The 22316-nt window shown below is 38.1% G+C and carries 20 protein-coding genes; 7 read left to right on the plus strand and 13 right to left on the minus strand.

All coding sequences use genetic code 11. The features are described 5' to 3' along the window. Nucleotides 1-34: 34 nt before the first annotated feature. Complete coding sequence (locus ABJH98_RS18285) at nucleotides 35-1726, minus strand: ShlB/FhaC/HecB family hemolysin secretion/activation protein (RefSeq protein ID WP_348309221.1); 1692 nt, start codon at nucleotides 1724-1726, stop codon at nucleotides 35-37. Nucleotides 1727-1752: 26 nt separating this feature from the next. Between ABJH98_RS18285 and hemW the strand changes: the two genes are divergently transcribed. Continuing rightward, nucleotides 1753-2877 carry a radical SAM family heme chaperone HemW gene (hemW, locus tag ABJH98_RS18290; protein ID WP_348309222.1) on the plus strand — a complete coding sequence of 375 codons (1125 nt, stop codon included), beginning with the start codon at nucleotides 1753-1755 and terminating at the stop codon, nucleotides 2875-2877. Between the two features lie 107 nt (nucleotides 2878-2984). After that, nucleotides 2985-3353 carry a hypothetical protein gene (locus ABJH98_RS18295; protein ID WP_348309223.1) on the plus strand — a complete coding sequence of 123 codons (369 nt, stop codon included), beginning with the start codon at nucleotides 2985-2987 and terminating at the stop codon, nucleotides 3351-3353. Here ABJH98_RS18295 and ABJH98_RS18300 read toward each other — a convergent pair. The 3 genes from ABJH98_RS18300 to ABJH98_RS18310 form a co-directional block, all read right to left on the minus strand. Next, entirely contained in the window at nucleotides 3350-4072 is a 723-nt protein-coding gene (locus ABJH98_RS18300) for a LytTR family transcriptional regulator DNA-binding domain-containing protein (protein WP_348309224.1), read from the minus strand. The two genes, ABJH98_RS18295 and ABJH98_RS18300, sit on opposite strands and share 4 nt — an antisense overlap. A 3-nt stretch (nucleotides 4073-4075) precedes the next feature. After that, entirely contained in the window at nucleotides 4076-5113 is a 1038-nt protein-coding gene (locus tag ABJH98_RS18305; protein ID WP_348309225.1) for a histidine kinase, read from the minus strand. A 98-nt stretch (nucleotides 5114-5211) separates the two neighbouring features. Continuing rightward, complete coding sequence (locus tag ABJH98_RS18310; RefSeq protein ID WP_348309226.1) at nucleotides 5212-6549, minus strand: NAD(P)/FAD-dependent oxidoreductase; 1338 nt, start codon at nucleotides 6547-6549, stop codon at nucleotides 5212-5214. Nucleotides 6550-6825: 276 nt separating this feature from the next. Between ABJH98_RS18310 and ABJH98_RS18315 the strand changes: the two genes are divergently transcribed. Continuing rightward, complete coding sequence (locus ABJH98_RS18315; RefSeq protein ID WP_348309227.1) at nucleotides 6826-8493, plus strand: 1-acyl-sn-glycerol-3-phosphate acyltransferase; 1668 nt, start codon at nucleotides 6826-6828, stop codon at nucleotides 8491-8493. On the opposite strand, the gene ABJH98_RS18320 is transcribed toward ABJH98_RS18315, so the two are convergent. The 5 genes from ABJH98_RS18320 to ABJH98_RS18340 all read right to left on the minus strand — a co-directional run bounded on the left by ABJH98_RS18320 (nucleotide 8490) and on the right by ABJH98_RS18340 (nucleotide 14723). Further along, nucleotides 8490-9200: a rhomboid family intramembrane serine protease gene (locus ABJH98_RS18320; RefSeq protein WP_348309228.1), complete on the minus strand. Its 711-nt coding sequence runs from the start codon at nucleotides 9198-9200 to the stop codon at nucleotides 8490-8492. The two genes, ABJH98_RS18315 and ABJH98_RS18320, sit on opposite strands and share 4 nt — an antisense overlap. Before the next feature lie 8 nt (nucleotides 9201-9208). Then, complete coding sequence (locus tag ABJH98_RS18325) at nucleotides 9209-9958, minus strand: hypothetical protein (protein ID WP_348309229.1); 750 nt, start codon at nucleotides 9956-9958, stop codon at nucleotides 9209-9211. Between the two features lie 37 nt (nucleotides 9959-9995). Next, a complete protein-coding gene (uvrA, locus tag ABJH98_RS18330) occupies nucleotides 9996-12869 on the minus strand; it encodes an excinuclease ABC subunit UvrA (RefSeq protein WP_348309230.1) in 2874 nt (957 codons plus the stop codon). A gap of 123 nt (nucleotides 12870-12992) precedes the next feature. After that, complete coding sequence (locus tag ABJH98_RS18335) at nucleotides 12993-13733, minus strand: TIGR00730 family Rossman fold protein (RefSeq protein WP_348309231.1); 741 nt, start codon at nucleotides 13731-13733, stop codon at nucleotides 12993-12995. Nucleotides 13734-13814: 81 nt separating this feature from the next. Then, a complete protein-coding gene (locus ABJH98_RS18340) occupies nucleotides 13815-14723 on the minus strand; it encodes a TIGR01777 family oxidoreductase (protein WP_348309232.1) in 909 nt (302 codons plus the stop codon). 95 nt (nucleotides 14724-14818) lie between these two features. Between ABJH98_RS18340 and ABJH98_RS18345 the strand changes: the two genes are divergently transcribed. After that, nucleotides 14819-16750: a cation:proton antiporter gene (locus tag ABJH98_RS18345; RefSeq protein ID WP_348309233.1), complete on the plus strand. Its 1932-nt coding sequence runs from the start codon at nucleotides 14819-14821 to the stop codon at nucleotides 16748-16750. 6 nt (nucleotides 16751-16756) lie between these two features. On the opposite strand, the gene cysS is transcribed toward ABJH98_RS18345, so the two are convergent. Both cysS and ABJH98_RS18355 read right to left on the minus strand, forming a co-directional pair. Then, nucleotides 16757-18247, minus strand: a complete 1491-nt coding sequence (gene cysS / locus ABJH98_RS18350; RefSeq protein WP_348309234.1) for a cysteine--tRNA ligase — start codon at nucleotides 18245-18247, stop codon at nucleotides 16757-16759. Nucleotides 18248-18300: 53 nt separating this feature from the next. Continuing rightward, the gene (locus tag ABJH98_RS18355) at nucleotides 18301-18708 is read right to left on the minus strand and encodes an OsmC family protein (protein WP_348309235.1); all 408 of its coding nucleotides are present in this window, start codon (nucleotides 18706-18708) and stop codon (nucleotides 18301-18303) included. A 131-nt stretch (nucleotides 18709-18839) separates the two neighbouring features. Between ABJH98_RS18355 and ABJH98_RS18360 the strand changes: the two genes are divergently transcribed. Together ABJH98_RS18360 and lipA are read left to right on the plus strand one after the other, a co-directional pair. After that, a complete protein-coding gene (locus tag ABJH98_RS18360; protein WP_348309236.1) occupies nucleotides 18840-19580 on the plus strand; it encodes a hypothetical protein in 741 nt (246 codons plus the stop codon). A gap of 99 nt (nucleotides 19581-19679) precedes the next feature. Further along, the gene (lipA, locus tag ABJH98_RS18365) at nucleotides 19680-20567 is read left to right on the plus strand and encodes a lipoyl synthase (protein ID WP_348309237.1); all 888 of its coding nucleotides are present in this window, start codon (nucleotides 19680-19682) and stop codon (nucleotides 20565-20567) included. Nucleotides 20568-20638: 71 nt separating this feature from the next. Here the strand turns inward: lipA and ABJH98_RS18370 are convergent, their stop codons facing one another. Next, nucleotides 20639-21373, minus strand: coding sequence for a DUF6503 family protein (locus tag ABJH98_RS18370; RefSeq protein ID WP_348309238.1), 735 nt, complete (start codon nucleotides 21371-21373; stop codon nucleotides 20639-20641). A 147-nt stretch (nucleotides 21374-21520) separates the two neighbouring features. Here ABJH98_RS18370 and ABJH98_RS18375 point away from each other — a divergent pair, with 147 nt between their 5' ends. After that, nucleotides 21521-21886 carry a VOC family protein gene (locus ABJH98_RS18375; protein WP_348309239.1) on the plus strand — a complete coding sequence of 122 codons (366 nt, stop codon included), beginning with the start codon at nucleotides 21521-21523 and terminating at the stop codon, nucleotides 21884-21886. 2 nt (nucleotides 21887-21888) lie between these two features. On the opposite strand, the gene ABJH98_RS18380 is transcribed toward ABJH98_RS18375, so the two are convergent. After that, nucleotides 21889-22308, minus strand: a complete 420-nt coding sequence (locus ABJH98_RS18380) for a hypothetical protein (protein WP_348309240.1) — start codon at nucleotides 22306-22308, stop codon at nucleotides 21889-21891. Nucleotides 22309-22316 lie beyond the last annotated feature (8 nt).

The following is a 22316-nucleotide window of genomic DNA, read 5'->3' on the forward strand; positions in this document are numbered from 1 at the left end:
TTTGGCTCAAAGTAAGTCAAAAGTCAATACCTTTTCAAAAAATGGCAGTATATCCAAAATGGATTTTCGAAGTAGCGAACGAAAATGACTCCCCATCCCTTTTACCCAATCCATATAAAATTTTAAAATTACCTCGATCAGTATTGAATTGCATGCCAGCTCCAAGCCCAGAAGGGCGATCGGAATGAGATCCGCCTAATATCTCATAAGACATGATTGACTGATCATAGAATGCAACTAAGTACGAACTCGCTTCAATATAATATCTCCATTCCAAATTGATCAAGGCATACTTGGAAGCGAAAAACTCTAATTCATTGAAGCCTCTTATGGTTTTCAAACCACCCAGCCGAAAGAGGTCATTTAAATACAAGTAATCATTGAATATTAAGCCATTCTGTGAAGAAACATAAAGTACGGATCGAGTAGAGAACTTTTTGTACCAATCGATGGTAGCGCGTAATCTATATTGTGTGGATTCGGGAATGGGTGTGTCTACATTTGTAACTGATTTTTTTCCAACGTTGACTATAAACTTTGTTCTAATTCCATTTTTGGGATTGAAAAGCTGATCTAGGTGATGCCAGTCAAAAGAGAGCCCATAATAGTCAATATTAAAATCACCGCTAGTTCCAGAAAAGTCGTCTAGCTCGTTTCCCAACAAACTTTCATAACTCACGCGCATACTCAAATTTTTTGATGTTCGATAATCAAAGGCTACTTGCAAGGAGCGATTAGAGTAAATGGTATCTTGCCGGATTTGATCTAATTCAAAATAAAAATCAAGCGGTGAACCTAATAGTATCGGGTGTAAATAAGAAGCATGCAGTTGTTGGGATCCTGGTTCTAGTTTTTTCCAATTGATTTCAACTTTTTTTCCTGATTGGAATAAATTATTAATACTCAAATCCAGCTCACCTGTTACTTCTACTCCTTCTCCATCTTGACCGGGCACAAGTCCAAGTATACCATCAAAATAATTGACCTTCCGATGTTTTAAATCCAATTCAACACTGGCTTTTTTAATCTTGAATGAAGTGCTCACTTTTTCTAACGATAAAAAAGGCAAATACTGGATTCTGTCTTCAACCTGAGCAATATCTCTTTCATCATAATTTTTGCCGAAGTCTAGCCCAAGGTACTTACTTAAAAATGCCGGCTTGATCAGTCCCTTTGGATTGACAGTCAAACTATCATAAGTGATTTTTGTGCCTATATCTAAATTGAGCTGGAGGCTCAGTTTATCATCTAAAAAAGCTGAAGATACAACTGAAAGTGTTGCAAATGGATATCCGTTTCGTTCCAGATATTCCAAAAGCTGGTCTATTTCGAGTTCGATTTGGCTTGGTGAAGTAATCTTGCCAGTTTTAATTTTCGGAAACCTGGAGAGCTTGTTTAAAGAATTATTATCATCAATAATCGTAATTTCAACATCTTCAAATGACCTCCCCTGATATACAAATACCTTTAGTGTATCGGAGACCAATTGAGTAGAATCATAACTCGCCAACCAATAACCATCTTGTCGCATTTCAGCGATAAGAGATTTTTTCACTATTTCTAATTCCGAAGAATCAAATGCCGACTGTTTTGGAATATACTTATTGTCGATTCCTTCAAAATAAATGATCTGCGAGACAGAATCTGAAGTCTGAGCCAACAAATTTCCTATCAGTCCTAGCGCACAGCAAAAAGAGATGATATGTTTTCGAAATTGTCTATACATTAGCGGCTCACTATTATTTATACGCTTTGGCCGGGATCTACATCCATATTCCTTTTTGCAAACAAGCCTGCCATTATTGTGATTTCCATTTTTCCACCAATCTAAACACCAAATCAGATTTAATCGACGCAATCCTAAAGGAAATTGAATTGCAAAGAAACTATCTAGAAGGTGAAATCATCGAAACTATCTATTTTGGAGGTGGAACTCCTTCCTTGCTCAGTCATAAAGAACTCACCTCTATACTCAATCTCATTCATAAAAATTACTCCACTGATTCAAGCCCCGAGATTACGCTGGAAGCCAACCCCGACGATCTTTCTGTGTCCAAATTAAGAGAATTAAAATCTGCAGGAATCAATAGACTTAGCATTGGCATTCAGTCTTTCAATGACGACATTCTCAGATATTTCAATCGAGCGCATAACGCTGAAATGGCTTCTTCAGCGATTCAAGAAGCTCAAAGTTTAGGTTTTCAAAACATATCCATTGATCTCATTTTTGGAGCACCCGATCAATCCGTGGAAGATTTAAAAATCGATCTTCATCAAACGTTAAAGTATAAAACGCAACACATCTCCATCTATGGACTAACCATCGAAGAAGATACTGTCTTTGGGAAGTGGGAAAAGCAAAATAAACTAACTCCGCTAAACGAAGAGATTGCTGCAGCGCATTTGGAAGTGATAATGGCTACATTAGCTCAAGATGGATATACACAATATGAAATTTCCAATTTTTGCCTTCCCGGATACGAATCAAAACACAATTCGTCCTATTGGCATGGAAAAAAATATCTTGGGCTTGGCCCAGCTGCTCATTCGTATAATGGCAAAGAGCGGCAATTCAATGTTGCTCACAACATCAAGTATATCAAGCAACTTCAGTCCAATATATTACCCGCTTCTGTTGAAAAATTATCTGCAGAAGACCACATAAACGAGGCCATTCTTACAAAGATTCGATTGATTGATGGACTCAATTATGTCGAGTTAAAAGAAAAACTTAATTACGATTTATTAGCTCTTCGAAAAAATGAAATTGCCCAATTTACTAATTTAGAAATGCTAGTAATTGTTGGAGATTTTCTTAGACTGACTCCAAAAGGGAAATTACTTGCTGATTTCATTACTGAAAAACTGATAATCTGATTATATTCATCATTTATAATTGACAATTGTGTTTTTTCATGGATTGTTGATGGAATTTTTTGAATTTCAAAAAAGGTACAGTTTAAAAAACAGAGCAGGCTTATCGCATGACAAGACAAGAAAAACGCGCATTGATGTTACTGAAATCGTTGATTTTCCATTATCACGGTTTAGATGAGGATGAAAAGGCTTTGCTTGAAGAAAGTGCCAATCAATTTGATGCACATAGGGAATTGGATTGGGCGAATGCTTTTATTGCCGAAGATTTTTTATCGGCCTTTGAACGTGCACGTGAGTTTTTAAACAAAGTGATAGGTGTCTTACCCAAAGAAAAAAAATTGGATCACCTCATCGCTGTTTGGCAGGATAACCACAAAAAAGGTTATATGACCGAAATGGAGGCCACTGCGATGATAAATCTGGCCAAAGATTGGGACATTCAAAGCGAACTCATGGATCGCGTGAGAGAGGGCTAGAGACTCATTCGCTCTTTGAATTTAGACGCCTGTCTTCTACTTACTTCCACTTTTTCTCCGTCTTTCAATTGGACCATAAGCCCTCCGTTGAACCAAGGCTCAATAGATTCTACCCAACCCAGATTTATAATATGCTTTCTACTGGCTCTAAAGAAAGACTTATCATCTAGTTTTTCGTCTAAGGCATTGAGAGACTTATGAATCATCGGACGGAAACCGTCAAAATAGACTTTGATATAATTGCCATCTGACTCAAATAATCTGATTTTCTCCAATTTCACAAACCAGCATTTTTCTCCATCCTTTACGAATACCTGATCTGAGGATTTCAATTTATCAGATGATTCTTCAACAACAGGAGATGGTTTGGCTTTTTGATCCAAAACTTTTTTTACAACATCTGCAAGCCTTTTGGTATCTATCGGCTTCAGCAAATAATCCAATGCGTTAAATTCAAATGCTTTGATGGCAAATTGATCATAAGCGGTTGTGAAAACGACTAATGGCGTTTTTTCGAGCATCTCTAATAATTCAAACCCCGTTTTATCTGGCATTTGAATATCCAAAAAAATCAAATCGGGATCATGTTGCTGTATTTTTTCAACCGCATCATCCGCATTGACAGCTTCATCTACGATTTCAATCTCTTGAAACTCAGCCAATAAATTAGTGAGCTCTTTTCTAGCTAGCCTTTCATCATCAATTATTATCGCCTTCATAATCTAATATCCTTTGGGTAAAACCAATTCTGTTAATACCGTATTTTCACTTTCATTTTTAATACTAAATCGAGCCATATCTCCGTAAATCAGTTGAATCCTCTTTTTGGTGTTATTCAGCCCGTACCCCCTTTTAGCCATTGGTTTGTTATCTAAATATACGCCTGAATTTCTAATTTGAACAACCAGAAAATCTCCTTCTATTCTAGCCATCACACTTATGGTTCCACCCGATTTCAACTTCGAAATGCCATGCTTAATGCCATTTTCAACCAGAGTTTGAATCATCATGGGCGGAATTTTAATTTTATGCGTGCGCTTACTTACTTCCCACTCTACTTTCAATCGCTCCTCGTATCGAATCGATTCTAAACTCAAATAATCTTCCACTGTAGCTATCTCATCCTGAAGCAAAACCAACTTTTGTTTATCTACCTGCAGCGATGTTCTAAGGATGTTTGACAATTGCGTAATGGCCGATTTCGATTTTTTGGGATTTTCATCCACCAATGCCCTGATGCTATTCAAAGCATTAAAAATGAAATGAGGGTTGAGCTGAGCTCTGAGATTATTCAACTCTGTGTCTCTGATTACTGCCTGATATTGCAAGGAACGATTGTATTCCTCAAAATAATGATAAGTGAAGTAAACCAAAGACCAAAGAAAATACATCGCCGCTGGACCCAAGATTCCTAGTAAAATATGAGCAGATCTAAGCTCGACTGAAACTACCAGTGTCCCCATGAGAAAGGACACCAAAATCAAGGAAAAATAGTTGAGCAACCCTAGTAAAAAGTTCGAGACTAAAATTCTAGGAATAAGTCTAATGGAAGAGAATGTAAACCATTGCTTCTTTTTGATTAAGTGCCTTAGAAAATGAGAAGAACCAATATAAAAAGCCAGCTGAAACACAGCTCCAAACACATCAGTAAAAGCAACCTTATTGCTTTGCATCAAAAGGGCAGCGAAATTGAGCAATCCCCATGAGGACCACCCTATAATTTGGCACAGCCAGTAGGCACGTTGCTTAGTCATTTGCATACTCGCCAAATTTATAGAAACCCATGGATTGCACCACTAAGATTTTATTAGTGGTGAAATGAGAGGGCGATTGGGAAGTAACTCATTCACTCTTAAAATCAAGCCACCAAAGCCTTTTTATCCTCTTTCTCCTTTTTTTTGACCTTTGCTTTTACAAATGGGCGGATAATTAATCTTGTTCCTCTGTCATAGGTGAAGTAATTCCACAGCCAATTACCGAAAATGACGATTTTGTTTCTGAATTCTACGATCAGGATCAAATGCACAAACATCCAGGTGAGCCATGCCATAAACCCACCGAACTTAAATTTGCCAAAGAGTTCTGTGACGGCCTTATTTCGTCCCACGGTAGCCATGGTCCCTTTGTCTGTATAAGAAAATGACTTCCATGGTTGGTCCTTTTTCAATCCGTTGAGGTTTCTGGCCAGCAACTGGCCCTGCTGGATCGCCACTGGGGCGAGCATAGGGTGTCCTTTTGGAAATTTATCGTTAGCCATGCTTGCTACATCTCCTATGGCATATATGTTTTCAAAGCCAACTACCCGACTGTATTCATCCACTTTGAATCTTTTATCTGGTGTTATGTCAAGAGTCAAACCTGAGATGGCATTGCCTTTTACACCCGCTGCCCACACCAGGGTCTCAGTAGGTATTTGCATCCCATCATTGAGCGTTACAGTCTCGCCATCAAAGGCTTTTACGATCTTACCTACATAGATATTGACATCAAATTTCTTTAGATAATCAAAGGCTCTTTTCCCAGAATATTCTGACATGGCACCCAGCAATCTTTCTTGGCCTTCTACCAAATAGATCTGCATTTTATTCAAATTCAATTCAGGAAAATCTTTGGGCAGCACATGCTGCTTTAGCTCTCCTAATGCGCCAGCTACTTCTACGCCTGTAGGCCCTCCACCTACAATGACATAGTTCATGAGTCGCTGCATCTCATTTTCATCAGTCATCAGGACAGCTTTTTCAAAATTTTGAAGGATCTGACTTCTAAGGTTTAGGGCATGTGGTACCTGCTTGAGTGGAAAACTCTTGTGCTCGAATTCATCGTTTCCAAAGAAATTAGTCAGTGAACCACAAGCCAGAACCAATCGGTCATATTTCAAATGGCCAATGTTGGTTTCCACCAGTTGATTTTTTTCATCTATGCGGTTAACAGTCGCCATTCTAAAATAGAAATTCTTTCTATTCTGAAAGCTCTTTCTTAGTGGTCCAGCAATGGAATCTGGCTCCAATCCGGCAGTGGCTACCTGATAGAGCAGTGGCTGGAAAGTGTGATAATTATATCGGTCGAGTAGTACAACCTGAAATTTTGAGGAGTCTAGTTTCTTGAGGAATCTGAGGCCTCCAAAGCCCCCACCTACTACTACAACTCTGGGTAATTCTGACTGAGGAATTTTGATCTCCTCATTTTCGCCTACCATAATTTTTTACGGTTTGTGTACGGTATTTTTTTACGATATTAAAACAGCGAAGTTGAGTATTTTAAAACTAATTAGCAGGGTATAAATCACAGAAGTTTAGGTATTAATTCGTAGTTACTATGACTAACAATAAATTGGTTAGGAATTAGCATTGATCATAGAAAACCTAGTTAAAACAAGACTTAAAATCAAACTCCATTTTATCACACACTAAAAGTTTATGTTTTAACTATGTTTGCGATCTGCTTTAAATGATGAGCCATCAATAAGCTTAACATGAACCGAAACTACGTAAACATTCGATACAAATCTGTAATAAGGGACATTAAAAATTGGCCCTTAGTTAAAATAACTAGAAGCAAATCCCATTTAATTAGTCTGGTAGTAAATGAAGCTTATTCAAATTTAACAGTCAACCCTGACCCAAGTAACATTGCTCACATATTAAAATCTTCTGTAGATAAAGAATATCATCGAGCAAAAACTAATAAATGGGCCATTGATCCCGATTTTGAAGTTTCTTTTTGGGAGGAAATCCAAAATACTTTAAAGCCTTCAGTAGAAAAAAATGAATTCGAAAAGAATGCCATCAATGAAGCACTATTAAGAAAAATAATCGAAAAATATGTCAACGAAATATCAACAAATTTTATTCTATTTAGATACCACGTAGCACGAATCATTATGACGTCAGTCCTTTCAGTGCTATTAAATTCCTTTGGGATTTATCGCTTATTGAGCCTTCTTCAAAATAAATTTTCAATCAATCGGAAAATTCAAATAAAGGGTTCAGTTGAACAACTTAGGCAGCTAACCAAAATTGGTACCATTGTTTTAGTTCCAACACACCTCAGTCATTTAGATTCATCACTTTTTGTCTGGGCCTTACATCGTATAGGGCTTCCTCCTTTTTTGTATGGTGCAGGCCTAAACTTATTCAACAATAAAATATTCACTTATTTCAAAGATACAGTTGGCATTTACAAAGTAGACCGAAGAAAAAAAAATCGCATCTACCTTGAATGTCTCAAATCTTTTTCAAGCCTTGCTTTACAAAAAGACTGTCACAGTTTGTTCTTCCCAGGAGGAACAAGGTCAAGAAGTGGTGAGGTCGAACAGGAATTAAAATTGGGTCTAATTAAGGCTACAATTGAGGCACAACGCAAAAAATTTCTCTCAACAAATAGCATTGTCAACGATAAAATATTTGTCATTCCCGTCGCATTGAATTACAATTTTGTATTGGATGCTCCAGAACTCATTGACGACTTTCTTAAATCCAAAAAAATTGAAATCAAAAAACCTACTCGGTTTTCAAATACAAAAAAAACCTATAAACTCATTAATGATTTTTTCACAAAAAAATCTAGCATTATAATCAATATTGGAAATGCTATAGATGTATTTGGTAATGAAGTAAATACCAAAGGGGATAGTTTAGATAACAACGGAATTCAAATTGACGTTGATAAATTATTGCTAGCTGATGAAAAACAATTCAATAAGTACAAACAAGAATCAGCAATTTTATTGACTCAAAAAATCATACAATCTTTCTTCCAAAACACTATCATATTGGCTAGTCATTTGGTGGCTTTTGCAGCATTTAAATTACTTGAAAAGCAAAACCCAATGGAAAGTCTTTCTGAAATATTAAACCTATCTGAAGAGAAAGCGACCATCTCCGTTACTCAATTACAGAATGAGATTGACTTTCAATTAAACGAGATAGTGAAAATAGGTGAAATTTTACTCGATGAAAGTTTGGTTGATTCGAATACGAACATTGATATTATAAAAACTGGAATCCAGAATTTAGGGTTCTATCACTATCATCCACCATTAAAACTAGAGGGCATAGGTAAAATAAAAGTTAGCAATAGTTCCTTATTGTATTACTATCACAACAAGCTAAATAGCTGTTTTAATAACTATAAAGACTAAATAAGTTTTTGTTTTTTCATTAACCAAACACAACAGTAACCTATAAAAAGGCCATTGGCATGGGCAAAAGTAATTTGAGGATCAATTTTTATGACAAATAAATTAAGTAGTTCGAAACAAAAAGTTATTGAAAATAGTATCCAAGGCTTTCGGCTACAATAGACAAGTGCCCCAATTAGGCCATAAAACCCAACTGACCCCCCCATCCAATTTCTTTTGAAGGTAAAGGACATAAAATCCATTTCTGGCCATATTTCAACTCCCAGATTAAAGAATATACCACAAAAAACACCTATCCAGATGTAAGACACTATGAATACAATAGCCGTTGCTTTTGAGCCATATTGAACCTCAAAAGACTGAACAGGCATCATCATTCCAATAACAGTCACGAAAAGAATATGATCTATGCTATTGTGAAAAAAGGGTGCGGTAAACCAACTAAGTACATAATTTAATGGGTCTGTAATCATCTTACCCATCCAGATCGCATGATCACAGGCAAAAGCTAATTGCCAAGTACTAGTACAATCTAGCGTTGAAGCAAAATCAAGAACAGACACAATAGTCCAGATAGTTATCAAATAAGAAATAGTGAACTTCCGTGATTTAAACCATTCCCTGAAGCCCATTTTTTCGCCAAATTCATCCGTCCAAAACCATTGAAATGGAATGAGCTGATCTCTTGTCCTTGTTCGCTTTTTCATCAATTCTTTCAATATTTGAAATTATGCCTAAGCTTAGTTTTTCGAAGAAAATAAGCTGATAATAGTCCGCTCAAACAAGAGACCGTGTGTATCATAGAGATATGAATGGAAATTCCAACCACAGTTAGATTTATAAGCTCGAAGCAAACGATAATACCAAGTAAAACCCATGGTTTTTTACTGTAGCAAGCTAGTGCTCCTATAATTGCATAGAATCCAACTGATCCTCCCATCCAACTGCGTTCAAATCCATATTGAAAAAACACTTCATCTGGCCAATAGTAGATTCCTAAATTAAAAAGTGTTCCAAAAAAAATCCCTACAACTGCATAGGAGATTAAAAAAATGGCTACTGTAGATTTTGTACCATGTTGCATTTCAAACGACTGTACAGGCATTAAAAAACCAAAAATGGTCACAAATAAAATATGATCTAAACCATTGTGAAAAAAGGGCGCAGTGAACCAACTCAATATATAATCTATAGGTGCGGTTACCATTTTGATCATCCAAATAGCATTGTCACACGCTAATGCAAATTGCCATGTTTGGTCACACCTCCACATTTTAGTAGTCGCTCTGCCTAAAATCAAAAACATAGACCAAATAACAAGCAAGTAAAGTATCGTGAATTTTCTCGACTTCACCCATTCCACAAAGCCCATTCGCTCTCCATATACGTTTGTCCAAAACCACTGATAGGGTATGAGCTGTTCGTTGGTATGCTTTTTTTTTGGTGCTTGTTTGCTATTTTCCATCTCTACTTTTCAAAGCCGCCAAAATAAGTTAAATATTTCAAGATGATAATTCCTCTGCAAGAAACTTAGCTGTATACCCCACATTCTTAGCAACGACTTTCTCTGGAGTCCCTTCGGCGATGATTTGTCCTCCTCCATTTCCACCTTCTGGCCCTAGGTCAATGATATGATCCGAAATTTTAATGACATCAAGATTATGTTCTATAATCATCACCGTGTTGCCTTTCTCTACTAGAATATTCAACACATTCAGCAAATGCTGTATATCCTGGAAGTGTAATCCTGTGGTAGGTTCATCCAAGACGTAAAATGTTTTTCCAGTGTCTTTTTTGGAGAGCTCTGTAGCCAATTTAACCCGTTGTGCTTCTCCGCCAGATAGCGTAGTCGCGTGTTGTCCAAGCGTAATGTATCCTAAGCCCACATCATTCAATGTTTTGATCTTTCGAACAATTTTAGGCTGATGTTCGAAAAATTCAACCGCCTGCTCTACCGTCATGTCCAACACATCTGCAATCGACTTTCCTTTGAATCTGACTTCTAGTGTCTCACGATTATATCGTTTGTCTTTACAAGTTTCGCATGGCACGTATACATCTGGCAAGAAATCCATTTCCACCAGTTTCATTCCTGCTCCTTCACATGTCTCACACCTTCCACCTTTGACATTAAAAGAAAATCTTCCAGGCTTATAGCCCCTAATTTTTGCCTCAGGCAATTGCGAGAAAAGAGCTCTAATATCAGTGAAAACTCCTGTGTAGGTGGCTGGATTGGACCTTGGTGTACGTCCTATGGGAGATTGATCTACTTCTATGATTTTATCTACATGATCTACTCCTTCAATACTTTTGTATGGCAAAGGATCTTTTCTAGATCTATAAAATTTCTTGTTAAGAATCGGCACAAAAGTCTCATGTATCAACGAAGATTTTCCACTTCCAGAGACTCCAGTCACACAAATCATTTTACCCAACGGCAACGTCAAATTCACATTCTTGAGATTGTGACCCGTAGCACCTTTCAACACAATATTTTCGCCATTCCCATCTCTTCTTTTGGTAGGCACTTCTATACTCAGTTTGCCATTCAGATAACCAGAAGTTGTTGTTGGGTTTTTAATAAATTCAGTTGGTGCACCTTCTGCCACTATCTGTCCACCATGTCGGCCAGCTCCCGGGCCAATATCTATGATATAGTCAGAATCGAGCATCATATCCTTATCATGTTCTACCACGATAACTGTATTACCCAGGTCTCTCAAGTCTTTTAATGCTTTGATCAGCTTTACATTGTCGCGCTGATGTAATCCGATACTCGGTTCGTCGAGGATATATAATACACCTACGAGTTGAGTACCAATCTGCGTGGCTAACCTTATTCGCTGCGCTTCTCCACCAGATAATGTTCTAAGAGGTCGGTCTAGTTCCAAATAATTAAGTCCTACATCCAACAGAAACCCCAATCGCTTCCGAATTTCTTTTAGAATCTCCGTGGCAATAATGTTTTGTCTATCTGTCAATCGGCTTTCCAAATCTTTGAACCATTCGGTCAAATCATAGATATTCAGTTTTGCCAATTGAGAGATATTTTTATCCGCAATTTTAAAATGTAAAGATTCCTTTCTCAATCGGGCACCTTCGCAATCCGGACAAGTAGAAGTAGTGGTAAAGTCTTTGATCCATTTCTGGATTTTTTCTGTTCCACTATCCTTTTGCTTTTCTAAGAAATTGGCAATGCCCTCAAACTGAGTATTCCAGTCCGTTCCTGGATATTTTTTAGAGCTGACAGCTACGGGTTCGTCATCTCCATACAGCAATACATCCAAAACCGCTGGCTTGATATCCTTAACTGGTGTTGTTAAACTGTATTTGTGTTTTTTTAGAATGGCTTCTATTTTCTTAAAAATCCAGATGTCCCTGAATTCTCCTAAAGGCAATATTGCTCCACGACTGATGCTCAATGTATCATCAGGAATGATGTTTTCTTTCTCAATTTTTTCAATAACACCCAACCCATTACAAGTCTGGCAGGCTCCATAGGGAGAGTTGAATGAAAAATTATTTGGAGCGGGGTCATCATAAGCCAGACCTGATTTAGCATCCATCAGATGTTTGGAGAAGTGGTGCATTTCGCCCTGTTCATCCAATATCATCATCACTCCTTTGCCTTGCTGGATAGCCGTTTTTAAAGAAGCATTGATTCTGATTTTATCTTTTTCACGAATCTGCACTCGATCAATCACTATTTCGATATCGTGAGTTTTATATCGATCCACTTGCATCTTAGGTACCAAATCTTGCAACTCCCCATCAATACGGACTTTGGTATATCCCATTTTGGCGATTTGAACAAAGAGCTCACGATAATGGCCTTTCCGACCCTTGACTACTGGAGCCAGAATTGATATTTTTTGATTATCAAAAAAAGACAACACATGAAAGAAAATCTGCTCTTCGGTCTGTTTCTCCATTTTCTCACCAGTCACATAGGAAAAGGCTATACCTGCTCTTGCAAACAGCAATCGCATAAAATCATACACTTCTGTAACTGTTCCTACTGTTGATCTCGGATTTCTACTGGTGGTCTTTTGCTCGATCGAAATGACAGGAGAAAGACCATTGATTTTGTCAACATCCGGACGTTCCATATCGCCCATGAAACTTCGTGCATAGGCCGAAAAACTTTCCATATAGCGACGTTGACCCTCAGCATAAATGGTATCAAAGGCTAATGAAGATTTACCGCTTCCACTAATGCCAGTGATCACTACCAACTGATTCCGCTTGAACTTTACATCAATGTCTTTCAGATTGTGCTCACGGGCACCATAAACTTCTATATAATCCGTATGTTCTCCTTCTAAAGAATCTAAAACACTAGGTTCTAATTCTTCTGTTTCTACTGCTTTCGCCATTATTCTCTTGCAGGTATTTTAATTTCAAATTTTTGGCCTGATTTTACTCGCATGTCGTAAGTTCTAATCCAGGGATTCAGTCTTTTGAGCTGATAGTACTGATGCTTTTTTAACATGCCTTGATTAAAAGTTCGGCGATAATTTGAATTGATTATAGAAGTCGTCAATTACATCAACAGCCTCTTCCTCAGTTTCCACGACATGGAAAAGATCAAGATCTGCCTCACTTATATTTTTCTCCTTCAGCAATACATTTTTGAGCCAATCGACCAATCCACCCCAATAATCTTTGCCAACCATGACAATTGGGAATTTCTCAATTTTATGAGTTTGTATCAACGTAAGTGCTTCAAACATTTCGTCGAGCGTACCAAAACCCCCAGGCATCACTATAAATCCCTGAGAATATCTAACAAACATGACTTTTCTAACGAAGAAATAATCGAAGTTGATGAGCTTGTCCTGATCTATGTAGATATTGTTGTTTTGCTCGAATGGCAAATCAATGTTCAAACCAACAGATTTTCCTTTTTCGCTATGAGCCCCTTTATTACCAGCTTCCATGATACCCGGTCCACCTCCAGTAATTACACCGTAACCATGCCGGACTAATTTGGCTGATATCTCTTCTGCCATTTTATAGTATTTGTGCTCAGGCTGCGTCCTAGCAGATCCGAAGATAGAAACACAAGGGCCTATTTTGGCGAGTTTCTCAAAGCCTTCTACGAACTCGGACATCACTTTGAAGATCACCCAAGAATCCGCACTTTTTATTTCGTTCCAGTTTTTGTCCTTAAATGCTTTTTTAATTTTTTCAACGTGTGCTTTTTTCTTACTTCCGTCTCCCATGTTGCTGTTATCCATATTGTTGTTGTTTGTAGGTTGTTATTTTCTTGGCACTCAAAAATGCCAAGCCGGCAAAGTTAGAGATAATTGAGTAAAGCCTCAATGTCGACCTAACAATTCAGAAAGTGATTGCTCTACCGATTCATACTCAAATTGATACCCAGATGTTTGAAGTTTTTCACTTGACACCTTGTTTCCATTCAGGACAATAGATGACATTTCGCCGAGCAAAATTTTGAGCACAAATGAAGGAACATTAGGTAAAAACAAAGGTCTGCGAATGACTTTCGCTATCAAACGAGTCAATTCAGCATTAGTTACGGGTTGAGGAGCGACTAAATTGAAAGCTCCAGACAGGTCTTTATTTTGAACTAAATGTCCCACTGCACCGCACCAATCTTTCCAATGAATCCAAGGCACAATTTGTTTTCCTGTCCCAAGTGCGGCTCCTGCAAATATTTTAATAGGCGTTGCCATTTTTTGAAGTGCCCCGCCCGATTCATCTAAAACAACTCCTGTTCTCACTTTTACTACTCTCATTCCCAATTTGGTAAACTGATTTGCCTCGGACTCCCATTGCTCACAAACCTGAGCTAAAAAATCAGTCCCGGGGTTATCCTCCTCAATGGATTCATGATTAAAATCTTGAATTCCATAAAAACCAGTAGCTGAGGCGCAAATTAAGCTTTTTGGCTTTTCGGCCAATTTTTCAATTGTATCATATAGAAGCTTCGTAGATGCTATTCTACTCGCTATAATTTCCTTTTTTCTCTGGTCTGTCCACCTTCCTTCAGCTACATTGGCTCCAGCTAAATGAATGACTACTTCAACATTTTCTAAGGCCTCAGAATCGATACTCATTTTCTTAATATCCCATTCAAACTTAGGAACTACGGCATTCAAGTCCATTTGTCTACTTAATAATCTCGGAGACATTCCCAGATTTGATAAAAAGTCTACAAGTCGCTGTCCCAATAAACCTGTACCTCCAGTGATTAGAATGTTCATATTAAAAATTTTAGTTCTTAAAAGCTGTCCATAATTTGAACCCTTTTTAAAGATATTGACTATTTTAGAATTTAATCCAAATTATGCGCTTGTAGATGGATCTCAATTTTGAAAGTATTAAACTTACGATTATTCTGATCGCTGGATTTGGAGTAGTTTCCCTTGCGGCCAATAGAATAGCCTCATTTTTTCAGAAGGCCAACTTACCTATAATCACAGGTTTTTTGATTACTGGGATTCTCTGTGGCCCTTTTGTATTAAATCTTATTCCTTCGGAATCTATCTCAGAACTAAACTTCATTAATGAATTAGCTTTGGCATTTATAGCCTTTGCAGCTGGGGCGGAATTGTACTTTCGTGAACTCATTTCCAAAATCAATAGCATCAAGTGGAATACTTTAGGACAGCTATTTTTCTCTTTTGGGATAGGTAGCCTTACCGTTTTCTTTTTGGCAGATCATATCTCATTCATGGAAGACATGAATTTCAATACTCGTCTGGCAGTTTCACTTTTGGCAGGGACAGTGTTTGTGGCTAGATCACCAGCGTCGGCGATAGCAGTCATCAATGAGCTAAGAGCCAAAGGGCCATTTACGCAAACAGTGATGGGGGTGACCGTTCTCAAAGATTTTCTGGTGATCATCCTATTCGCTATGTGTTTTACGTTGAGTATTTCACTCGTATCAGGCAATGAATTTAAGTATATAAGTGTTTTACTACCTGTTTTAGAAATGCTCATTTCTGCTGGTATTGGTTATTTGCTCGGGCGTGTGCTCAACTTACTATTGGCTTGGAGAATTAAATCAGATTCAAAAGCGGTAATTATCATTTTGCTAGGTTGGGGGGTTTATTTCCTTAATCACGTACTAGCAGATCTTGATATCATTCCTGATCACCACATCAGATTAGAGCCTTTGATCACCTGTATCATTGCGAGTTTGTATATCACGAATTATTCCAGATATAAGCCAGAATTTTTGTCCATTCTAGACAAAACAGGGCCTATGATTTATGCAGCATTTTTCACGCTGACAGGTGCCTCTCTCAATATTCATATTCTTTTCAGTATTTGGCCTATAGCCCTGTTCTTTTTCGCCATTCGACTAATTACCATTATTGGCGGCTCATATGCTGGAGGTTTCATTGCTAAAGATCCTATGCGCTTTGTGAATGTAGGGTGGATGCCTTATGTCACTCAAGCTGGTGTTGCACTTGGTTTGACTGCGTTAGTTTCTAATCAGTTTCCAGCGTGGGGTTCAGAATTCGCTACTATAATGATTGGTATAATTGTTCTTAATCAGATTGTAGGGCCTCCTCTGTTTAAATATGCGCTTAGAAAGGTCGGTGAAGATAAAACTAAAGCCAAATTCCAGACCGACGGGATTAGAGATGCTATCATATTTGGATTCGAAAGTCAGTCCGTTGCACTAGCCAAGCAATTAATGACCAATAATTGGCAAGTACAAATAGCAACGCTTTTGAAAAAAGGCAGTATCGATGAGCCCGAGGGGATCAAAATCCACTACATGGATAAGATCAACCTTCCACAGATTAAAGAAATGGGTGCAGCAAAAACAGAAGCTATTATATGTATGCTGGCCGATAAAGAAAATCTAGAAGTATGTGAGTTGGCCTATCATCATTTTGGTACACCAGATATTATTGTTCGACTCACAGATAGAAGCTACTATGATCAGTTTTTGAATTTGGGTGTTCGAATTGTTGACCCTTCTATGGCCATGGTTAGTTTGATGGATCATTATGTAAGATCTCCACAGGCCACTTCTCTTTTATTGGGCATGGAACCTGGGCAGGATTCCAGAGACTTGGAAGTGATGAATCCGGATTTGCATGGTGTGCCGTTGAGGGATTTACGCCTGCCTGCAGACGTCATTATTTTGTCGATCAAACGTGGCGGACAGATGATTATCTCACACGGTTATACAAGATTACGCCTAAAGGATTTGGTGACTTTTGTGGGATCCAAGAAGAGTTTGGATGATTTGACGAGGAGATTTGATTATTAATCAACTTTACTCCTCATACGCCCAGTCGATGCCAGTCTTCATATCCTTGAGAACCACACCCTGTGCTTTCAAGCCATTTCGAATTTCGTCTACTTTGTCATAGTCCTTGGCTTCTTTGGCTTCTTTGTAGACTTTGATTAATACATCAATCAATCCATCGAAGTCCACATTACTTTCTTCTTTAAGCCCTAAAACATCCAAAACAAAAGTTTCGAAAGTGGACTTCATTCGGTTGAATGTATCAATCCCTATTTCGCCGATGGAAAGCACTCCCGTATGAATAGAATTAATCTTCTTCAATAGGTTAAATAAATGTCCAATGGTCAAGGCGGTGTTGAAGTCATCATTCATCGCGCGATAACAATTGTCGCACAGACTATTGATTTGCTGAATGGCTTTTTCGTTGGGTTCGCTTACTGAAATACCCTCCGAAGACATACCTCGTAGTGTCTTCAAACCATTCATCAATTTGCGATAGCCTTTCTGCGCTGCACCCAGAGCTTCGTTGGAGAAATCCAGCGTGCTCGCGTAATGCGACTGTAGCATAAAAAATTTTGTGGTCATAGGGCTATACGCCTTGTCCAGCAACGGATGATCCCCAGTAAATAGTTCTCTTGGTAAAAAAGAATTGCCTAAAGACTTGCTCATCTTCTGACCATTCACAGTTAGCATATTGGTATGAATCCAATATTTCACAGGGTCAGTGCCATGCGCACCTACAGATTGAGCCAATTCACATTCGTGATGTGGGAATTTTAGATCCATTCCTCCACCATGGATATCGAAGGTCTTTCCTAAATATTTTTTACCCATCACGGTGCATTCCAGATGCCAGCCAGGAAAACCTGCACCCCAAGGTGAATTCCATCTCATGATATGCTCTGGTGATGCGTTTTTCCAAAGAGCGAAGTCAACTGAATTTCTTTTTTCGTCTTGCCCATCCAGATCTCGTGTATTGGACAATAATTCTTCTATTTTTCGACCTGAAAGTTTTCCATAGTCATGGTCTTTTTGATAGGCATTTACATCAAAATAAACAGATCCTTCTACCTCATAAGCCAGCCCTTTTTCTATCAACAGCGATATCATTTCGATCTGTTCCAAAATATGACCAGTCGCAGAAGGCTCAATACTCGGAGGCAAGGTGTTGAACATGGCCATCACCTGGTGGAAGTCTTGCGTATAGCGTTGCACCACTTCCATAGGCTCAAGATTTTCTAGTTTTGCCTTTTTACCAATTTTATCTTCTCCTTCATCTCCATCGTTAACCAAATGCCCAACATCTGTAATATTTCGAACATATCTGACCTTATATCCTAAGTGCATCAGATATCTAAAAATGACATCAAAACTTAAAAATGTTCGAACATTACCAAGATGCACATCGCTATACACCGTAGGCCCACAGACGTACATTCCTACATGAGGGGCATGGATAGGTTCAAATAATTCCTTTTTCCCAGTTAGAGAATTATTGATTCGAAGGTCTTTGAGCATTGACGATGGGTTTATGAAAAAAGGTTTATACGAGCTAAATCCAAAAAAGTAAATTAATTCAAGTTAAAAGTTACTTCTAATTTTATATCCGGATGAATACTTAGAGCAACGGGACAGGTTTTGGCTGCATTGATCAGCATTTTCTTTTGCTTGTCAGTCAAATCAATTTCAGGCCAAATAAAATTGACATGTATTTCAGACACTTTTCTTGGGCTGGCAGACATCACTTTGGTAATATCAGTGGTTAGGCCTTCCATCGCGATATTTTCTCTATCGGCAACCTGACCCATTATGGTCATCATACATGCACTTAACGAAAATGACATCAGATCGGTTGGCGAAAAAGCTTCTCCTTTCCCCATATTATCTACTGGTGCGTCAGTAATGATCTTATTGCCTGAAGGTGAATGTGTCCCTTCCGTACGAAGATTCCCTAAATATTGGTTTTTTAAGGTGCCCATTAAACTTTAAATTTTGAAATAACGTTACTTTGCAAAGCTTAAGTACCTACGGCTCAAATCAAAAGTTATCAGAATTTTATTTTGTCTGAATAATGTAATAAGTGTACTTAGTTGTTAGATTTATTGAGAATATGCGGAGGAAACTCATACTTATATCGTTCATGGCTTTTTTTACTGCTAGCGCAGTAGCCCAATCGTCTGGTCATTATGACTATACCAAAGAATTTATTTGGGGTATTAATAAAAATACAAATGGCGGTTTGATCGGTGGGTTTGTTATGAAATTTTCAAGTGCACTTAGTGAAACACAGTTTCGAACTATTGGGTTTGAATTGATGAATGTGAAACACCCAAAAGAGCATCGAAGAAATTCCGCAGCAGGAAATCCATTCATTTATGGAAAATCTAACTATTTGTATGCCATTCGTGCTCAATACGGCCGAGATTTTATCCTATTCAAAAAAGCACCACAACAAGGCGTCCAAATCAATGCGTCGATAGCAGCCGGGCCTACGATTGGCATCGTAGCTCCATATTATGTAAAAGTAGGAGATAGCCGTACTGCTGTACCATTTGGATATGACCCCAAAACTGTTGGGCCAGGTAAAACTCCAACTTTGTATTCTTACCAATCCATCACTGGCACTGGGCATTTGTTTCAAGGGCTTGGCCAATCAACCATTAAACCAGGGCTCAACTTAAAAGCTTCCATGACATTTGAAATGGGGGCTTTCAAAAGCAATGTGACAGGATTTGAAATAGGAACTCTGGTTGAAGCTTATGCGGGTGCCGTAGAACTCATGCCTCAAGAAGATAATAATGCAGTCTTCTTATCTGCGTTCATCACGCTGTTTTATGGGCATAGAAAATAATTCTGGATAAGTAATCAACTATATCCTCATAGAAAAAACCTTTCATAAACATCTACAGTTAATCTACTTGTTTGTTTCTTTGTACAAATTTCAAGTTTGATGATAGAATTACCAGTAATCGACGGAAAGCAAGCCAGAAAGCGCACGAAACCAGATTGGTTGAGAGTGAAACTGCCAGTAGGCCAAAGCTATGCAAATGTGAGAAAGATCGTAGATGAGAATAAGCTGCATACGATCTGTGAAAGTGGCAATTGCCCAAACATGGGGGAATGTTGGGGAGCTGGGACTGCTACATTCATGATTCTTGGAAACGTTTGTACGCGTAGTTGTACTTTTTGCGCTGTTGCCACAGGAAGGCCTCCAGAATACGATACTGAAGAGCCAAAACGTGTTGCTGATGCCATCAAAACTATGGGTGTGAAACATGCAGTCATTACGTCAGTAAACCGTGACGAACTCAAAGATCGTGGTGCCGAAATATGGTATCAAACTGTAATAGAGACCAAAAAAGCCTCACCAGAAACAACCATTGAAATTTTGATTCCTGATGTAAAAGGAAAATGGGAAGCACTGTATCGAATGATTGATGGCGGGCAAGAAGTAGTGTCTCACAATATGGAGACCGTAGAAAGTCTATATAGAAGAGTAAGGCCGCAAGCCAAATATGCCAGAAGTTTAGAACAAATCAAGTTGACCAAAGAATATGGTCAGCGAACCAAGTCAGGCATTATGCTTGGGTTAGGTGAGACTGTAGATCAAGTACATAAAGCCATGGATGATTTGGTTGAGAATGGCTTAGATATATTGACTTTAGGCCAATACTTGCAGCCGACTAAAATGCACATCGAAGTAGCCGAATTTATTCACCCAGATCAATTCGAAAAATTCAAAGAAGAAGGCTTAAGACGCGGATTAAAATATGTAGAGTCTGGACCTCTCGTTAGATCTTCGTATCATGCTGAGAGACATGTGAACGTGCCTATCTAAATTATGATTTAAGGAGTTAATGAATCAAATGCACCATAAGTAATTGATTCATTGACCAATTAATTCATCACCTACTTCACCATAATGTTTTCATTTTCAATAAGTGATAGTTCGACCAGAGAGGCCTCTATAAAAGCCTGATCTAGGAATTCGACTTGCGTTTTATCACTTTTGGGTTTGAAATTGATATAATCTTGAAAAGTCATGCCATTAATTGTTCTTCTGTTAATGGCTTGGCGAAACCTGATTCCTCCTCCATCTGTTAGATAAGAGTACCCCAGAAAATCGAGCATTTTCGTTTTTGAATTTATCCAGTATACAAAAACGTCTTCAAAGTCCTTACCTCCATTTTCTTGTTTGAAAGTAACTTGTACCTTTTCATACAACTGCCCATTTATCACCTTCTGACCTAAATATTTCTTCTTTACGGCGGCATCGTTCAGACCGTAGGGTAATTGAAAAAAATACAAGACGGAGTTAACGGAATTGGCATATTTATATTTCCACTCCTGGCTAATATCAATTAGCGTATCATTAACAAAACGTTCGAGCTCTGTACTATTTGTCAGTACATCTTTGACTTGTCCAAGGCTGTCATCATCGAAAGAACGAATGTAAGTATAACCTTCAGACTTTCGCTGGATCAAATAATGCTTATCTCTAAAGTCAAAGGTTATAGTTCTTCCTTCAAATAAATTCCCAGCGTGTGCTTGTATAGAGTTGTCGATAATCTTTTGAGGATCCTTATTTGGGCTACAAGCCGTTAAAAAGAATACTGAAATAGCTAAAAAAAATATATTTTTCATAAGTGTATCATCTATAAGGTGACAAACGACGCAGCCACATTTGGGTTTAGACAAATTGCAATTCAAAGACTTAATATTACTCAAAATGGTTTCTCAAAAAGGGAAAAATAAGTTTACATTTGAGATGCAATTTAAAGAAGTATAATCATGGCAATTTTAGGATTACGAACCGCAATATATAAAGTAGGAGATATAAAAAAGGCTACAGCCTGGTATGCAAAAGCATTTGAAATAGCCCCTTATTTCGAAGAGGAAGGTTATGTAGGATTCAACGTGGCTGGCTATGAACTAGGCTTACAGCCCGAACCAAACCCAACTACGGATAAAACAGAAAATGTTATCAACTACTGGGGTGTGGATGATATCGCAGGCAGATACCAACATTTTTTGGACTTAGGCGCCACACCACATGAGCCGCCTACCAATGTAGGCGGTGCACTTGAAGTAGCTACAGTAAAAGACCCTTGGGGAAATATTATTGGTCTGATTTACAATCCTGATTTCAAACTATAGGTTTATCGTTTGTAAACATACGCTACCGTACTCTCATCTCCCGATTCATCATCTATCGTTGTGGATTCGTAGTGTAGCGTTTTTGAAGATAATTCTATGAGCGTCCATATTTCTTCATAATCTTCTCCAGCATCAAGGGTAATTTTATCATCACTGAATGACCAACTACCTTCATTTTCAAAACCTAATTGAATACTAGCATAAGTCTTGTCTGATTTAAATTCATATTCAGACCCCTCAAGAAAAGCATCAATAAATGCATTTGCAAAATCATCGCCTGCATCTGCATGATCATAGACCCAAGTACCTCCTGTAAGATTGGCCTGATTTATTTCAACATCGTCGTCATCCTTACATGATGAAAATAAGACTAAAGTGAGCATGAGTATTGCTGCGGTAAATTTCAATATTAATTTGTCCATGGTGATTG

Source organism: Reichenbachiella sp. (assembly GCF_039969095.1).
GTDB lineage: Bacteria > Bacteroidota > Bacteroidia > Cytophagales > Cyclobacteriaceae > Reichenbachiella.

What these genes read in the sequence shown, in the direction of transcription:
- ABJH98_RS18340 (WP_348309232.1), bottom strand. Translation starts at nt 14,723, where the DNA reads ATGAACATTCTAATCACTGGAGGTACAGGTTTATTGGGACAGCGACTT.
- uvrA (WP_348309230.1), bottom strand. Translation starts at nt 12,869, where the DNA reads ATGGCGAAAGCAGTAGAAACAGAAGAATTAGAACCTAGTGTTTTAGAT.
- ABJH98_RS18320 (WP_348309228.1), bottom strand. Translation starts at nt 9,200, where the DNA reads ATGAAAAAGCGAACAAGGACAAGAGATCAGCTCATTCCATTTCAATGG.
- ABJH98_RS18375 (WP_348309239.1), top strand. Translation starts at nt 21,521, where the DNA reads ATGGCAATTTTAGGATTACGAACCGCAATATATAAAGTAGGAGATATA.
- ABJH98_RS18300 (WP_348309224.1), bottom strand. Translation starts at nt 4,072, where the DNA reads ATGAAGGCGATAATAATTGATGATGAAAGGCTAGCTAGAAAAGAGCTC.
- lipA (WP_348309237.1), top strand. Translation starts at nt 19,680, where the DNA reads ATGATAGAATTACCAGTAATCGACGGAAAGCAAGCCAGAAAGCGCACG.
- ABJH98_RS18285 (WP_348309221.1), bottom strand. Translation starts at nt 1,726, where the DNA reads ATGTATAGACAATTTCGAAAACATATCATCTCTTTTTGCTGTGCGCTA.
- ABJH98_RS18305 (WP_348309225.1), bottom strand. Translation starts at nt 5,113, where the DNA reads ATGCAAATGACTAAGCAACGTGCCTACTGGCTGTGCCAAATTATAGGG.
- ABJH98_RS18310 (WP_348309226.1), bottom strand. Translation starts at nt 6,549, where the DNA reads ATGGTAGGCGAAAATGAGGAGATCAAAATTCCTCAGTCAGAATTACCC.
- cysS (WP_348309234.1), bottom strand. Translation starts at nt 18,247, where the DNA reads ATGCTCAAAGACCTTCGAATCAATAATTCTCTAACTGGGAAAAAGGAA.
- ABJH98_RS18360 (WP_348309236.1), top strand. Translation starts at nt 18,840, where the DNA reads ATGCGGAGGAAACTCATACTTATATCGTTCATGGCTTTTTTTACTGCT.
- ABJH98_RS18315 (WP_348309227.1), top strand. Translation starts at nt 6,826, where the DNA reads ATGAACCGAAACTACGTAAACATTCGATACAAATCTGTAATAAGGGAC.
- ABJH98_RS18325 (WP_348309229.1), bottom strand. Translation starts at nt 9,958, where the DNA reads ATGGAAAATAGCAAACAAGCACCAAAAAAAAAGCATACCAACGAACAG.
- ABJH98_RS18295 (WP_348309223.1), top strand. Translation starts at nt 2,985, where the DNA reads ATGACAAGACAAGAAAAACGCGCATTGATGTTACTGAAATCGTTGATT.
- ABJH98_RS18355 (WP_348309235.1), bottom strand. Translation starts at nt 18,708, where the DNA reads ATGGGCACCTTAAAAAACCAATATTTAGGGAATCTTCGTACGGAAGGG.
- ABJH98_RS18380 (WP_348309240.1), bottom strand. Translation starts at nt 22,308, where the DNA reads ATGGACAAATTAATATTGAAATTTACCGCAGCAATACTCATGCTCACT.
- ABJH98_RS18345 (WP_348309233.1), top strand. Translation starts at nt 14,819, where the DNA reads ATGGATCTCAATTTTGAAAGTATTAAACTTACGATTATTCTGATCGCT.
- ABJH98_RS18335 (WP_348309231.1), bottom strand. Translation starts at nt 13,733, where the DNA reads ATGGATAACAGCAACATGGGAGACGGAAGTAAGAAAAAAGCACACGTT.
- ABJH98_RS18370 (WP_348309238.1), bottom strand. Translation starts at nt 21,373, where the DNA reads ATGAAAAATATATTTTTTTTAGCTATTTCAGTATTCTTTTTAACGGCT.